The organism is Streptomyces sp. NPDC050674 (assembly GCF_040654575.1).
In the GTDB taxonomy this organism is placed as follows: Bacteria; Actinomycetota; Actinomycetes; order Streptomycetales; family Streptomycetaceae; genus Streptomyces.
Genome location: NZ_JBFAIG010000002.1, coordinates 125,113 through 138,166 on the forward strand (window position 1 = coordinate 125,113; position 13,054 = coordinate 138,166).

Sequence of the window (13,054 nt, forward strand, 5' to 3'; positions counted from 1 at the left end):
AGTCAACAGCGATGGGTGCATCAAACATTCCCTACGCTAAGGAAATTTTTCGAACGGCTAATTACCGAGACGTAAGAGTGTGGTTACGGGACCGACCGGGACCGGTTGTGTTCGCAGTGTGACCGCCCGGACAATGGAGGTGATGAACGACGACCCAGCGGCTCTCCACGCCCGCATCGACCGCACGAACGAGCTGCTCCAGCGCATGCTCGCCGAGGTGGCGAAGACGCCCTCCACCCACGCGATCTTCGTGGACGCGGGGTATCTGTACGCGGCCGCGGGACGCCTCGTCGCCGGCACGGAGGACCGCCGCGCCTTCGACCTGGACGCCGAAGGCCTGATCGACGCGCTCATCGACAAGGCCCGCACGATCTTCGCGGACAGCCGGCTGCTGCGGGTCTACTGGTACGACGGCGCCCGGCGCCGCATCCACACGGCCGAGCAGCAGACCATCGCGGAACTGCCGGACGTCAAGGTGCGCCTGGGCAACCTCAACGCCAACAACCAGCAGAAGGGCGTCGACTCCCTCATCCGCTCCGACCTGGAGTCCCTAGCCCGGCACCGCGCCATCAGCGACGCCGCCCTGCTCGGCGGCGACGAGGACCTGGTGTCGGCGGTGGAGGCGGCCCAGGGGTACGGCGCCCGGGTCCACCTCTGGGGCATCGAGGCACCCGAGGGCCGCAACCAGGCGGAGCCCCTGCTCTGGGAGGTCGACAGCCAGCGCACCTTCGACCTCGACTTCTTCAAGCCGTACGTCTCCCGCCGCACAGCCGCCGTCCATGAGCCGGGAGCGGCCCGGCCCGGCCGTGAGGACGTGCGGTTCGTGGGCGCCCAGATCGCCGCGAAGTGGCTGGCGGCACGCGGCCGGGACACCCTGGTGGAACTGCTGCCCGGACACCCGTACCTGCCCGGTTCGGTGGACCAGGACCTGCTCGTGGAGGCGGAGGGACTCCTGCAGTACTCGCTGCGCGGTCAGGCGGACCTGCGGCGAGCCCTGCGCGACGGCTTCTGGGAGCACCTGAGGACGCAGTACTGAGCCCCGCTCCAGTGCGGGTCGGCCGGATGGCTAGGCCCGCCGCAGGCCGTCCCAGAAGTCCGCGAGGGCGTGGGCCGTCGGAACGGGCCGGTCGGCGTTGGGGGAGTGCTCCGCCCCTGTGATGACGGTGCGGTGCGCGTTCAGCCGCCGGGCCATGTCGTCGAGGATCGCCACCGGCCAGGTGTCGTCGTGCGCGCCCGACAGCACGTGGAACGGCAGCGGCAGCGCCGCCAGTTCGGCGACGCGGTCCGGCTCGGTGCACAACTGGCGTCCGGTAGCGAGCAGTTGGGCAGGACTGTGGCCCAGCCAGCGGCGGCGCAACTGCTCCTCGGTCCCGAGGCCGCGGGCGGGTCCGCCCACCTCCTCCGGCGGGCCCATGGCCCGGATGGCCCCCCACACCTCCTCCATCGACAGCACGGCGAGCGCGTCGCGCAGCAGCTTCACCCGCTGCTGCTGGGAGACGGAGATCTCCGCCGGGCCGGACGAGACGAGGGTGAGGGAGAGGAAGGGGGAGTGGTCGAGCAGCACGGCCGCACGGGCGATCTGCCCGCCGAGGGAGTGCCCGACGAGGTGCACGGGGCCGCCCAGCGCCTCGGCCTGTGCGAGCACGTCCCGCGCCAGTTCCCGCTGGGCGTAAGGGGTTTCGTCGTCCAGGGGGCCGCCGGACTCGTGCTGTCCCCGCCCGTCCACGGCGACGAGCCGGTATCCGCGCTCGGCGAGCGGCTCGTGCAGCAGCCTGAAGTCCTCCTTGCTCCCGGTGAACCCGGGCAGCATCAGGACCACACCCGCGGTCCGCACGCCCGCCACCGGCGACGAGTCGACGGCGGCGAACTCGCCCCGTGAGGTGCGCAGGCGGCGGGCACGGGCGCCCGGGGGCGGAGGGAAGACGGGGTGGCTGGTCACGGGGTGAGGGTAGCGGCTGGGACACCGGCCCGGTGCCCCGGTGAACGCCGGACGGCCCGGCCCCCTGTGAGGGGGACCGGGCCGTCCGAGAGGGGTGTGTCAGCCCTCCGTGGACTCCGCGGCGGCCGTGGCCTTGCGCGGGCGACGGGTCCGGGGCTTCGCCTCGGCCGCGTCCTCAGCGGTCGCGGTGGCCGTGGTCGCCTTGCGCGTCCGGCGCGGCTTGGCGGCGGTCTCCGGCTCCTGATCCGCCTGGGCGGGGATCTCGGTGGGCTCGGCGGCCTTACGGGCGCGGCGGCGCGGCTTGGCCTCCGTGCCATCGGCCGTGTCGGCGCTCGCCTCGGCCGCCGCGGCGGTCTTCCGCGTCCGGCGTGGCTTGGCCTCGACGGCCTCCCCGTCCGGAGCGGCGGCAACCGCCTTGCGCGTCCGGCGCGGCTTCGCCTCCGTGCCCTCGGCCGTGTCGACGCTCGCCTCGGCCTTGGCGGCCGCCGCCTTGCGGGTACGCCGCGGCTTGGCCTCGGCGGTCTCCGGCTCCTGAACCGACTGGGCCGGGATCTCGGCGACGGCGGGTGCGGCCTCGGCGGCCTTGCGGGTCCGGCGGCGCGGCTTGGCCTCGGTGCCCTCGGCCGTGTCGACGGCTTCCTCGGCTGCGACCGCGGTCTTGCGGGTGCGGCGGCGCGGCGCGGCCTCGGTGGCCTCCGCCGTGTCGACGGCCGACTCGGCCGCGGTCGCCTTGCGCGTACGCCGGGGCTTCGCCTCCGCCGCCTCGACGCCGTCCTGTGCCGCCGCGGCGGTCTTGCGGGTGCGGCGGCGCGGCGCGGCCTCGGTCGCCTCGGCCGTGTCGACGGCCGACTCGGCCTGCGCGGCCGTCTTGCGGGTGCGGCGCGGCTTCGTCTCCGACGGCTCCGGAGCGGACTCGGTGGTCCCCTCGGCCGTGTCGACCGCCGCCTCGGCCGCGGAGGCCGTGGCCTTGCGGGTGCGGCGGCGCGGCGTGGCCGCGGCCTCGGGCAGCGCGGCGTCCACGGTGGCCGGGGCGTCGGTCACGACCGTCGCCTCCGGGGCCGACGGCGTCACCGCGGTCTCGGTCTCGACCGCCGTCGGCTCCGAGCGGCGCGTGCGGCGTCGACGCGGCTTGGCAGCCGCCTCAGGCGCCTCGGCCGCAGCCTCGGGCGTCGATCCGGGAGCCGTCGAGGCCGTGCCCTCGGCCGTCGCGACGGCGCCTGCCGCCTGCGCGGACGTGGGGGCCTCGACCGCCGTGACGGAAGCCGGTTCGGACTGGGCACCGCCGCGGGTGCGGCGGCGGCGACGCGGAGTGCGGGGAGTCGTGACGGCGTCCGCCTCGGCGGCGCCCTCGGTGGCCGTGGCCGTGGTCTCCTGGGTGGTGCCGCCGACCGACTCCGGCGCACCGTCCAGCGCGGCACCGCCACGGGTACGGCGGCGGCGACGCGGCGTACGCGGCGACCGCTCGCGGTCGGCCGAGCGGGATTCCTCGCGCTCGCCGCGGCCACCTCGGCCGCCGCGCCCGCGCGGCCCGCGGCCGCCCGGCTCGCCCAGGTCCTCCAGCTCCTCCGCGTCCAGCCCGGCGCGCGTACGCTCCGAGCGCGGCAGGACGCCCTTGGTGCCCTCGGGGATGCCGAGGTCCGTGTACAGGTGCGGAGAAGTGGAGTACGTCTCCGGCGGGTCGTTGAAGCCCAGGTCCAGCGCCTTGTTGATCAGCTGCCAGCGCGGGATGTCGTCCCAGTCGACCAGCGTGATCGCCGTACCCTTCGCACCCGCGCGGCCGGTGCGGCCGATGCGGTGCAGGTACGTCTTCTCCTCTTCCGGCGACTGGTAGTTGATGACGTGCGTGACGCCCTCGACGTCGATGCCGCGGGCGGCGACGTCGGTGCAGACGAGCACGTCCACCTTGCCGTTGCGGAAGGCGCGCAGCGCCTGCTCGCGGGCGCCCTGGCCGAGGTCGCCGTGGACCGCGCCGGAGGCGAAACCGCGCTGCTTGAGCTGGTCGGCCAGGTCGGCCGCGGTGCGCTTGGTGCGGCAGAACACCATGACCAGTCCCCGGCCCTCGGCCTGGAGGATGCGCGCCACCATCTCGGGCTTGTCCATGTTGTGCGCGCGGTAGATGAACTGCTTCGTGTTCGCGACCGTCGCGCCGGCGTCGTCCGGGGAGGTGGCGCTGATGTGCGTGGGCTGCGACATGTAGCGGCGGGCGAGACCGATGACCGCACCCGGCATGGTGGCCGAGAACAGCATGGTCTGGCGCCGCACCGGCAGCATGTTGATGATCTTCTCGACGTCGGGCAGGAAGCCCAGGTCGAGCATCTCGTCGGCCTCGTCGAGCACCAGGCACTTGACGTGCTTCAGGTTCAGCTTCTTCTGTCCGGCGAGGTCCAGGAGCCGGCCCGGGGTGCCGACGACCACGTCGACGCCCTTCTTCAGGGCCTCGACCTGGGGCTCGTAGGCCCGGCCGCCGTAGATGGCGAGGACGCGCACGTTGCGTGCCTTGCCGGCGGTCAGCAGGTCGTTGGTGACCTGCGTGCACAGCTCGCGCGTGGGGACGACGATCAGTGCCTGCGGGGCGTCGGTGAGGTCCTCGGGCTCGGCGCGTCCGGCCTCGACGTCGGCGGGGACGGTGACGCGCTCGAGGAGCGGGAGGCCGAAGCCCAGCGTCTTGCCGGTGCCGGTCTTGGCCTGGCCGATGACGTCCTTGCCCGAGAGGGCGACGGGGAGCGTCATCTCCTGGATGGGGAAGGGGGCGACGATGCCGACGGCCTCCAGGGCCTCGGCGGTCTCGGGAAGGATTCCGAGCTCTCGGAACGTAGTCAGGGTGCTGCCTCTTCTGTGTGGGCGGCGCGAGGCGAGCGCGGGGGTCGTGTCAACCGTGCCGGGGGACGTCGGCTGCCTACGGGCGGGCCGTAGAGCACGGGACCGCGCCGACGCTCTAGCGCTCGTGCCGCTGAGGGTGTCCCTCTCCGGGTCTCGTACGCACTGTGGCGGACGGCCGGGGAAGGCTGTCGGGTCGGAGCCGATCGGGCCACCGACCGGGCATCCTCATACGTGCGGCCTGTCGAGGTACGACGACGTACCAGCAGGCGCATTACCACCATACCCCGGAATCGCGCACATGCGATGGCCGATTTGGTCACGTAGTCGTCGTCACAGTGATCGGCCAGATCCTTACGCCTCCCGGCAGGCGGGCTATTGTGCGCTTCATGACGAGCTCTGACAAGCCTGAGAACGCCTCGGACACCGCCGCCGCCCCCACCTCCGTCGCCGCCCAGGACTGGGCGACGGCCTCGGCCGACCCGCAGTACCGCGCCGCGGTCGTGGACCTGCTCGGCGCGCTCGCGTACGGGGAGCTCGCGGCGTTCGAGCGGCTCGCGGAGGACGCCAAGCTGGCGCCGACGCTGGCGGACAAGGCGGAGCTGGCCAAGATGGCGTCGGCGGAGTTCCACCACTTCGAGAGGCTGCGCGACCGGCTGGCCGAGATCGGGGAGGAGCCGACCCGGGCGATGGAGCCGTTCGTCGCCGCGTACGACGGTTTCCACAAGCAGACGGCCCCCTCGGACTGGCTGGAGGGCCTGGTGAAGGCCTACGTCGGCGACTCGATCGCCAGCGACTTCTACCGCGAGGTCGCCGCCCGGCTGGATTCCGACTCCCGCGACCTGGTGCTGGCCGTCCTCGACGACACGGGACACGGCGGCTTCGCCGTGGAGAAGGTGCGCGCCGCCATCGACGCCGACCCCCGCGTGGGCGGACGGCTCGCGCTCTGGGCGCGGCGGCTGATGGGCGAGGCCCTGTCGCAGTCCCAGCGGGTGGTCGCCGACCGGGACGCGCTGTCGACCATGCTGGTGGGCGGTGTCGCGGACGGCTTCGACCTGGCCGAGGTCGGCAAGATGTTCTCCCGGATCACCGAGGCCCACACCAAGCGGATGGCCGCGCTGGGACTGGCCGCCTAGCCCGGCGCCGTCCGGTCGGCGCCCGTCGTCATCGGCGCCGCCACCACCGGCGATGCCTCAGGCGGTCGCCGACCGGCGGCGCAGTCTTCCCGCGGGGCGCAGCAGCAGCGACAGCGAGGCCACCGAGACGATGACCGCGCCGAGCAGGACGAGCAGCACATGCCCGGCGTCCAGCGCGCTGTGCATGACGAAGGCCCCGAAGAGAGCCCCCGCGACACCGGTGGACAGCACCATGGAGCGGGCCGGGAGCCGGTGCGCCCAGCGGTGCGTGGCCGCCCACGCCAGAGCCAGGCCGAGGATCGCGGAACTCAGCGCTTCCAGGAGCATGTCGGGGTCCCTCCCACATGGCCGGCCTGCCCAATTCGGTCGTAGCCCGTCTTACCCCTGACCTGCGGATTCCAATCCACCCCTGTGGGCGACTTGTGGTCCATCCGTGAAGGAACCGGTGCGCCGCAAGGGGAAGCCGAGCGTTACGGGGGAGGAGTGTCCGAGGGAGGCCGACGCAAACGGGGAGACAGGCGCAAACGCGGACACCGACGCGAACGGGGACACTGACGCGAATGGGGACACTGACGCGAATGGGGGCATCGACGCGAACGGGGTCACCAAGGCGGACGGGGACACCAACACAAAGGGGCGGGACGGCCTCTGGCCGTCCCGCCCCTTCGCGCGTATGCGCCTACAGCGCTCCGAAGCCCACCTTGCGCGGGGCCGGCTCACCGATCTCGACGTACGCGAGACGGTCGGCCGGGACGAGGAGCTTGCGGCCGTGCTCGTCCACGAGGCTGAGCAGCTGCGACTTTCCGGCCAGCGCTTCGGCGACCACGCGCTCGACCTCCTCGGCGGTCTGACCGCTCTCCAGAACGATCTCGCGGGGCGCGTGCTGCACGCCGATCTTGACCTCCACGGCTATGTCCCTCCGACGGTCAGTGATGTGCGCGACCTTCCGCGCCGTACGCAGCACACATTAGCCCGGTGAGGGGACGTACATGCTCCGCCCGGGAACGCCACGAGCGAACACCGGGCGGGAACAAAGTGCCGTCAGTGCTGTGGCTGGTCCATGCCGTGCAGCGGGAAGCCCGCGATGCCGCGCCATGCCAGCGAGGTGAGCAGCTGCACTGCCTGGTCGCGCGGCACGCTGCGGTCGCTGTGCAGCCAGGACCGCGCCACCACCTGGGCCAGGCCGCCCAGACCCGAGGCGAGCAGCATCGACTCCGCGCGCGACAGGCCGGTGTCCTCGGCGATGACGTCGCAGATCGCCTCCGCGCACTCGTTCGTGACCTTGTCGACGCGCTCGCGCACGGCGGGCTCGTTGGTCAGGTCCGACTCGAAGACCAGGCGGAAGGCTCCGCCGTCGTCCTCCACGTAGGCGAAGTACGCGTCCATCGTGGCCCGGACGCGCTGCTTGTTGTCGGTCGTCGACGCGAGCGCGTGGCGGACGGACTGGATGAGCGACTCGCAGTGCTGGTCCAGCAGCGCGAGATAGAGGTCGAGCTTGCCCGGGAAGTGCTGGTAGAGCACCGGCTTGCTGACACCGGCACGCTCCGCGATGTCGTCCATCGCGGCGGCGTGGTAGCCCTGGGCCACGAAGACCTCCTGGGCGGCACCCAGGAGCTGGTTGCGTCGGGCACGGCGCGGCAGGCGTGTGCCCCGCGGGCGAACCGCCTCTGTCTGCTCGATGGCTGTCACGCCGCCTCCCATAGTCGTCCACATGCGGATCTGGCCGCGTCGCCATCGTACTTTTCGGTAACCCTGGTGTGCGCGGTGAGAACGCAGAATTTCACGGACCGGACGGATCCGAAAGCGGTTGCCAAGGTTTCAAACAGGGTCAGAGCGGGCAAAATGCAGCCCCTTTCCTGTTCTCTGGGGCTCCTCGTCGCCGGTCGGCGGCGAACGTCACCGGTAGTCGTCCTCGTCGAGCGAGACGATCCGGGTCTGCTCCACCAGGTCGGCCTCGTTGGCGCGGTCCGGGTCCACGGAGGTCAGCGGGTCGTCGCGGTCCGGCGCGAGATCGGCCTGCTGCTCCGCCGCGTCGACCTCGGGGGCCTCGACGTCGAACTCCCGCGCCTCCTGCGCCTCCTCGGCCTCGAACGTCTCCGGGTCGGTGGGGTCTACGGCCATGCTGGGCTCCCTTCCTACGAACGTCCCTGGGAATGCAGGGGCCACACGCGGGTGCCCTCCCTATGAGCCTAGGAGACACCCGGTCCGGACGCTATGCGATCCGCGTCCGGGACGTGACACAGTGCTCATCCCGTTGACTGCTACCCACGCGCACCCGGGTGCCTCCTCCCGACCCCTCCCAACGGCCGATTTCCTGTGACGGCGAACACAGGCGAACGCATGAGTCACTGCGTGATCGTCTCGTAACATTGCCGCATGTCTTCGACCGAGCTGCCCTTCGTGCCGCCTGCCAATGTGCTGCCGAAGGTGGGGACCGTCCGGGTCGCGGAGGGCGAACGGCTGCGGTCGGTCGAGCTGCCCGGCGTCACCTTGACGGTCCGGTCGAGGCCGCCCGCGCGCGAGGGGCTCCCCCCGGCGCTGTACGTGCACGGGCTCGGCGGCTCCTCGCAGAACTGGTCGGCGCTGATGGCCCTGCTGGACGAGTGCGTGGACAGCGAGGCCCTCGACCTGCCCGGCTTCGGGGATTCCCCGCCGCCGGACGACGGCGACTACTCCGTCACGGGGCACGCGCGCGCGGTCATCCGCTACCTCGAGGCCTCCGGGCGCGGTCCCGTGCACCTGTTCGGGAACTCGCTCGGTGGCGCAATCGCCACCCGTGTCGCCGCGGTCCGGCCCGATCTGGTCCGTACGCTCACGCTTGTGTCGCCCGCCCTGCCCGAGATCCGCGTGCAGCGCACCGCCGTGCCCACGGGGCTGCTGGCGGTGCCCGGAGTCGCCCTGCTCTTCACCCGGCTCACCCGGCAGTGGACGGCGGAGCAGCGGGTGCGTGGCGTGATGGCGCTCTGTTACGGGGATCCGGGGCGGGTGACGCCGGAAGGATTCAGCAACGCGGTGCAGGAGATGGAGCGGCGGCTGCGGCTGCCGTACTTCTGGGACGCGATGGCGCGCTCCGCGCGCGGGATCGTCAACGCCTACACCCTGGGCGGCCAGCAGGGTCTGTGGCGCCAGGCCGAACGAGTTCTCGCGCCGACCCTCCTCGTCTACGGCGGCCGTGACCAGCTCGTCGGCTTCCGCATGGCCCAGAAAGCGGCCCGGGCCTTCCGTGACGCGCGGCTCATGACGTTGCCGGACGCGGGACATGTGGCGATGATGGAGTACCCGGAGACGGTGGCCAAGGCGTTTCGCGAACTCCTCGCAGAATCAGGGGAGTCGGGCACGCAGCGAGCGAGGCGGGCCGGCCGGGCGGACGCCGGGGGCGACGCCCTCGACGGAGCGGGCACCGACGGAAGCATGGGGGGCTGAGGCGCGACGTGGGACGCCACAGCCGCCGCGGGCCGGTCGTCAAGGGCGACAGCGCGGACACAGCGGACACCACCGCAGTACGGAACGGCAGGACCAGGTCCGCGCAGGGCCAGGACCGAGGCCAGGAGCAGGCGACGGACACGGGCCGCAGCGGCCGTCCGGCGCCGCCCGCGGGCCCCACGCAGGGGACTTGGCAGAACCCGGGCCCCCGCCGGGTTCCAGGACCCCGCCCGGCCGACGGCACACCGCCGCAAGGCATGCCACGCCTCCCGGACGGCTGGCTGCCGGACGGCACACCGGCGAGGGGGCTCCCACGGATTCCTGACGGCACGCCACCCCAGGCGGCACGACGTCTTCCTGACGGCACGCCAGCGCAGGGGATGCCGCGCCCTGCTGACGGGGCGTCCGCGCAGGGGATGTCGCGGTCGGCGGCGGACGGTACGCCCGCGCACGGGATTCCCCGGATGTCCGACCGGACCCCGGCTCGGGGCGTTCCGCGGTCGCCCGGCGGGACGGCCGCGCGTGGGAAGTCCCGGGGTGCCGACGGGAGCTCGCACGCCCGGGGCGGTCATCCCGAGCAGCGGGAAGCCGGGGGCGGCTGGGGTGAGTTGAAGGGGAACGGCAGGGGCCCCGCCGGTGTCGGTGCTCCCATACCGCGGCAGCGCCGGGCCTCCGTGCCCGGGCCGCGGCAGGACTATCTCGACGCCTTCGTGGAAGAGGAGGACGACGTCTTCGCGCCCCGTACGCCCGCCTCCGCGCATGCCGCGGACGCCTACGCCTCCGTCACGGACTGGAGCGTCGGCACCCCGGCCGACTCCGGGTCCGGCCACGACGACGCGGGACCCACCCGTGCGCCCGCACCGGGCAGGGGCGGCAAGGGCCGTACCTTCACCGGCATCGCGGCCGCGGCGGTCACCACCGTGCTGGCCGTCATCGTCGCCGGACAGGTCACCGACGACCACGCCGGTGCCGGGGTGCGGTCGCAGTCCGCCACCGACCAGGCCCGCGACGTCCGGGACGCCGCGTCCCGGGCCGACGGCCGGGCCCCCGCCCCCGAGGCCGCGCCGCTGACCTACGACGAGAAGATGGGCCGGACGTACCCGCTCGGTGCCGAGCTCAAGGGATCGGGGAAGTTCGACGCCGTTCCCGGCATCGCCAAGGCGCCGGGCGCCGGGCAGAAGTTCACCTACCGCGTGGACGTGGAGCAGGGGCTCGGGCTCGACGGCGCCCTGTTCGCCGAGGCCGTGCAGAAGACGCTCAACGACCCGCGCAGCTGGGCCCACAACGGAGCGCGGACCTTCGAGCGCGTCTACTCCGGCAAGCCCGACTTCGTGATCACTCTCGCCAGCCCGGGCACCACCGCCGAGTGGTGCGCCAAGTCGGGTCTGGACACCACCCAGGACAACGTCTCCTGCGACTCGGCGGCGACCGAGCGCGTGATGATCAACGCCTACCGGTGGGCACAGGGCTCGGAGACCTACGGGGACGGCAAGATCCACGCCTACCGGCAGATGCTGATCAACCACGAGGTCGGCCACCGCCTCGGCTACGGCCACGTCACCTGCGACAAGGACGGCGACCTCGCGCCGGTCATGCAGCAGCAGACCAAGTTCCTCGACCACGACGGCGTCCACTGCCGCGCCAACCCCTGGCCCTATCCCGGGAGTTGACAGGCGCCACAGGCGATGTGGCGGGGCTCGCGTTGACATGCTCGAAAAGTTCGTTCATATTTCTGGGCATGTCGCCCCGTCACGCCTCCGTTCGCGCCGCCATCGAGCTGGCGCTCATCGGCGTGACCCCGCTCTGCGTGGCCGACATTCACTGTTGCTGACGCCCGCCTCAGGCGCGCGTCGGCGAACCTTCCCGTGACGGTGTCACGGCTTCCTCGACGACCCGGCGCCGGGCAGATGTCTGTCTTCTTCCGTCTCACCCTTCGTCACTTCGTCTCGCGATCCGAGATCAGCGATCCAAAAGATCATGATCCGCGATCCGGACGCCTTCCGAGAGGTCGTCATTCCGATGCGCCAACCGTCCGTCACAGCGCGCCGCGTGGCAGCGGCATCCGTCAGCCTGGTCCTGGCAGCGGGTGCCGCCGCCTGCGGGCCGAAGGACAACGATGCCAAGGGCGCCGGCGGCGACTCGACGCCCCACAAGGGCGGCACCCTCACGGTCCTCAACGCCAACCCGCAGCAGGACTTCGACCCGGCCCGCCTGTACACCTCCGGCGGCGGCAACGTCCCGTCCCTGGTCTTCCGCACCCTCACCACCCGCAACCGCGAGAACGGCGCCGCCGGCGCGAAGGTCGTCCCCGACCTGGCCACCGACACGGGGCGTCCCAACAAGGACGCGACCGTGTGGACGTACACCCTGAAGAAGGGCCTGGCGTACGAGGACGGCACGCCGATCACCTCGGCCGACATCAAGTACGGCATCGAGCGCTCCTTCGCCCCCGAGCTGTCGGGAGGCGCCCCCTACCTGCGCGACTGGCTGGTCGGCGCCGCCGACTACCAGGGCCCGTACAAGGACAAGAAGGGCCTCGACGCGATCGAGACGCCGGACGAGCGGACCATCGTCTTCCATCTGAACAAGCCCGAGGGCGAATTCCCCTACCTCGCCACGCAGACGCAGTTCGCGCCCGTCCCGAAGAGCAAGGACACCGGCACGAAGTACGAGGAGCACCCGGTGTCCTCCGGGCCGTACAAGGTCGTGCGCAACGACAACGACGGCGAGCGGCTGGTCCTGGAGCGCAACCCGCACTGGTCCGCCGCGACCGACGCCGAGCGCAAGGCCTACCCGGACAAGATCGACGTACGGTCCGGACTCGACTCCTCCGTGATCAACCAGCGGCTGTCCGCGTCCCAGGGTGCGGACGCCGCCGCGGTCACCACGGACACCAACCTCGGCCCGGCCGAGCTGGCCAAGGTCAGCGGGGACAAGGACCTCGCCTCGCGCGTCGGCACCGGGCACTTCGGCTACACCAACTACATCGCCTTCAACCCGTCCATCAAGCCCTTCGACAACCCCAAGGTGCGGCAGGCGATCGCCTACGCCGTCGACCGGTCGTCCGTGGTGAACGCCGCCGGCGGATCCGCCCTGGCCGAGCCCGCCACCACCTTCCTGCCGGACCAGAAGTCCTTCGGCTACACGCCCTACGACCTCTTCCCGGCGGGCAAGGCCGGTGACCCGGCCAAGGCCAGGAAGCTGCTGAAGGAGGCCGGGCACCCGAACGGGCTGACCGTCACGCTGACGCACTCCAACGCCAAGGACTTCGAGACCAGCCCCGAGATCGCGACCGCCCTCCAGGACGCCCTCAAGAAGGCCGGCATCACGGTCAAGCTCCAGGGTCTGGAGGAGAACGACTACGCGGACAAGATCCACGACGTGAAGACCGAGCCCGGCTTCTTCCTTGCCCACTGGGGTGCCGACTGGCCGTCCGGAGGGCCGTTCCTCGCGCCCATCTTCGACGGCCGGCAGATCGTCAAGGACGGCGCGAACTTCAACACGGGCCTGCTGAACGACAAGGCCGTCAACGCGGAGATCGACGCGATCAACAAGTTGACCGATCTCGGCCAGGCCGCCGAGCGGTGGGGCGCACTGGACAAGAAGATCGGCGAGAAGGCCCTGACCGTCCCGCTGTTCCACCCCGTCTACAAGCGCCTCTATGGCGAGGACGTCAAGAACATCGTCATCAGCGACTGGACCGGGGTGCTGGACATCTCGCAGGTCGCGGTGAAGTGAC

At 72.0% G+C, this 13,054-nt stretch carries 12 protein-coding genes; 6 read left to right on the top strand and 6 right to left on the bottom strand.

Annotated features, from left to right (window positions below; all coding sequences use genetic code 11):
- Positions 1 to 142 precede the first annotated feature (142 nt).
- Positions 143 to 1,036 (top strand): NYN domain-containing protein, encoded by an 894-nt coding sequence (locus tag AB0I06_RS03895; RefSeq protein ID WP_363117139.1) that lies wholly within the window; start codon positions 143 to 145, stop codon positions 1,034 to 1,036.
- Between the two features lie 30 nt (positions 1,037 to 1,066).
- Here AB0I06_RS03895 and AB0I06_RS03900 read toward each other — a convergent pair whose 3' ends face one another.
- Entirely contained in the window at positions 1,067 to 1,939 is an 873-nt protein-coding gene (locus AB0I06_RS03900; RefSeq protein ID WP_363117140.1) for an alpha/beta fold hydrolase, read from the bottom strand.
- Positions 1,940 to 2,038: 99 nt separating this feature from the next.
- On the bottom strand, positions 2,039 to 4,669 hold the full coding sequence (locus AB0I06_RS03905) for a DEAD/DEAH box helicase (protein ID WP_363117141.1): 2,631 nt from the start codon (positions 4,667 to 4,669) through the stop codon (positions 2,039 to 2,041).
- A gap of 476 nt (positions 4,670 to 5,145) precedes the next feature.
- Between AB0I06_RS03905 and AB0I06_RS03910 the strand changes: the two genes are divergently transcribed.
- On the top strand, positions 5,146 to 5,892 hold the full coding sequence (locus AB0I06_RS03910) for a ferritin-like fold-containing protein (RefSeq protein WP_363117142.1): 747 nt from the start codon (positions 5,146 to 5,148) through the stop codon (positions 5,890 to 5,892).
- A 57-nt stretch (positions 5,893 to 5,949) separates the two neighbouring features.
- Here the strand turns inward: AB0I06_RS03910 and AB0I06_RS03915 are convergent, their stop codons facing one another.
- The 4 genes from AB0I06_RS03915 to AB0I06_RS03930 all read right to left on the bottom strand — a co-directional run bounded on the left by AB0I06_RS03915 (position 5,950) and on the right by AB0I06_RS03930 (position 8,013).
- Positions 5,950 to 6,219: a hypothetical protein gene (locus AB0I06_RS03915; RefSeq protein ID WP_363117143.1), complete on the bottom strand. Its 270-nt coding sequence runs from the start codon at positions 6,217 to 6,219 to the stop codon at positions 5,950 to 5,952.
- Between the two features lie 352 nt (positions 6,220 to 6,571).
- A complete protein-coding gene (locus AB0I06_RS03920; protein ID WP_030854792.1) occupies positions 6,572 to 6,799 on the bottom strand; it encodes a DUF3107 domain-containing protein in 228 nt (75 codons plus the stop codon).
- A 134-nt stretch (positions 6,800 to 6,933) separates the two neighbouring features.
- Positions 6,934 to 7,581 (bottom strand): TetR/AcrR family transcriptional regulator, encoded by a 648-nt coding sequence (locus AB0I06_RS03925; protein ID WP_363117144.1) that lies wholly within the window; start codon positions 7,579 to 7,581, stop codon positions 6,934 to 6,936.
- 207 nt (positions 7,582 to 7,788) lie between these two features.
- A complete protein-coding gene (locus AB0I06_RS03930; RefSeq protein ID WP_363117145.1) occupies positions 7,789 to 8,013 on the bottom strand; it encodes a hypothetical protein in 225 nt (74 codons plus the stop codon).
- Between the two features lie 255 nt (positions 8,014 to 8,268).
- On the opposite strand from AB0I06_RS03930, the gene AB0I06_RS03935 reads away from it, so the two are divergent.
- The 4 genes from AB0I06_RS03935 to AB0I06_RS03950 all read left to right on the top strand — a co-directional run bounded on the left by AB0I06_RS03935 (position 8,269) and on the right by AB0I06_RS03950 (position 13,053).
- Positions 8,269 to 9,315: an alpha/beta hydrolase gene (locus tag AB0I06_RS03935; RefSeq protein ID WP_363117146.1), complete on the top strand. Its 1,047-nt coding sequence runs from the start codon at positions 8,269 to 8,271 to the stop codon at positions 9,313 to 9,315.
- An 8-nt stretch (positions 9,316 to 9,323) separates the two neighbouring features.
- Positions 9,324 to 10,985: a DUF3152 domain-containing protein gene (locus AB0I06_RS03940; protein WP_363117147.1), complete on the top strand. Its 1,662-nt coding sequence runs from the start codon at positions 9,324 to 9,326 to the stop codon at positions 10,983 to 10,985.
- Between the two features lie 68 nt (positions 10,986 to 11,053).
- Positions 11,054 to 11,146, top strand: coding sequence for an Ms4533A family Cys-rich leader peptide (locus AB0I06_RS03945; RefSeq protein WP_324614289.1), 93 nt, complete (start codon positions 11,054 to 11,056; stop codon positions 11,144 to 11,146).
- Between the two features lie 188 nt (positions 11,147 to 11,334).
- Positions 11,335 to 13,053: an ABC transporter substrate-binding protein gene (locus AB0I06_RS03950; protein ID WP_363117676.1), complete on the top strand. Its 1,719-nt coding sequence runs from the start codon at positions 11,335 to 11,337 to the stop codon at positions 13,051 to 13,053.
- Position 13,054: the final 1 nt, after the last annotated feature.

Coding starts and splice junctions, on each gene's coding strand:
- AB0I06_RS03895 (WP_363117139.1), top strand. CDS start 143: ATGAACGACGACCCAGCGGCTCTCCACGCCCGCATCGACCGCACGAAC.
- AB0I06_RS03905 (WP_363117141.1), bottom strand. CDS start 4,669: ATGACGCTCCCCGTCGCCCTCTCGGGCAAGGACGTCATCGGCCAGGCC.
- AB0I06_RS03910 (WP_363117142.1), top strand. CDS start 5,146: ATGACGAGCTCTGACAAGCCTGAGAACGCCTCGGACACCGCCGCCGCC.
- AB0I06_RS03915 (WP_363117143.1), bottom strand. CDS start 6,219: ATGCTCCTGGAAGCGCTGAGTTCCGCGATCCTCGGCCTGGCTCTGGCG.
- AB0I06_RS03930 (WP_363117145.1), bottom strand. CDS start 8,013: ATGGCCGTAGACCCCACCGACCCGGAGACGTTCGAGGCCGAGGAGGCG.
- AB0I06_RS03935 (WP_363117146.1), top strand. CDS start 8,269: ATGTCTTCGACCGAGCTGCCCTTCGTGCCGCCTGCCAATGTGCTGCCG.
- AB0I06_RS03945 (WP_324614289.1), top strand. CDS start 11,054: ATGTCGCCCCGTCACGCCTCCGTTCGCGCCGCCATCGAGCTGGCGCTC.
- AB0I06_RS03950 (WP_363117676.1), top strand. CDS start 11,335: ATGCGCCAACCGTCCGTCACAGCGCGCCGCGTGGCAGCGGCATCCGTC.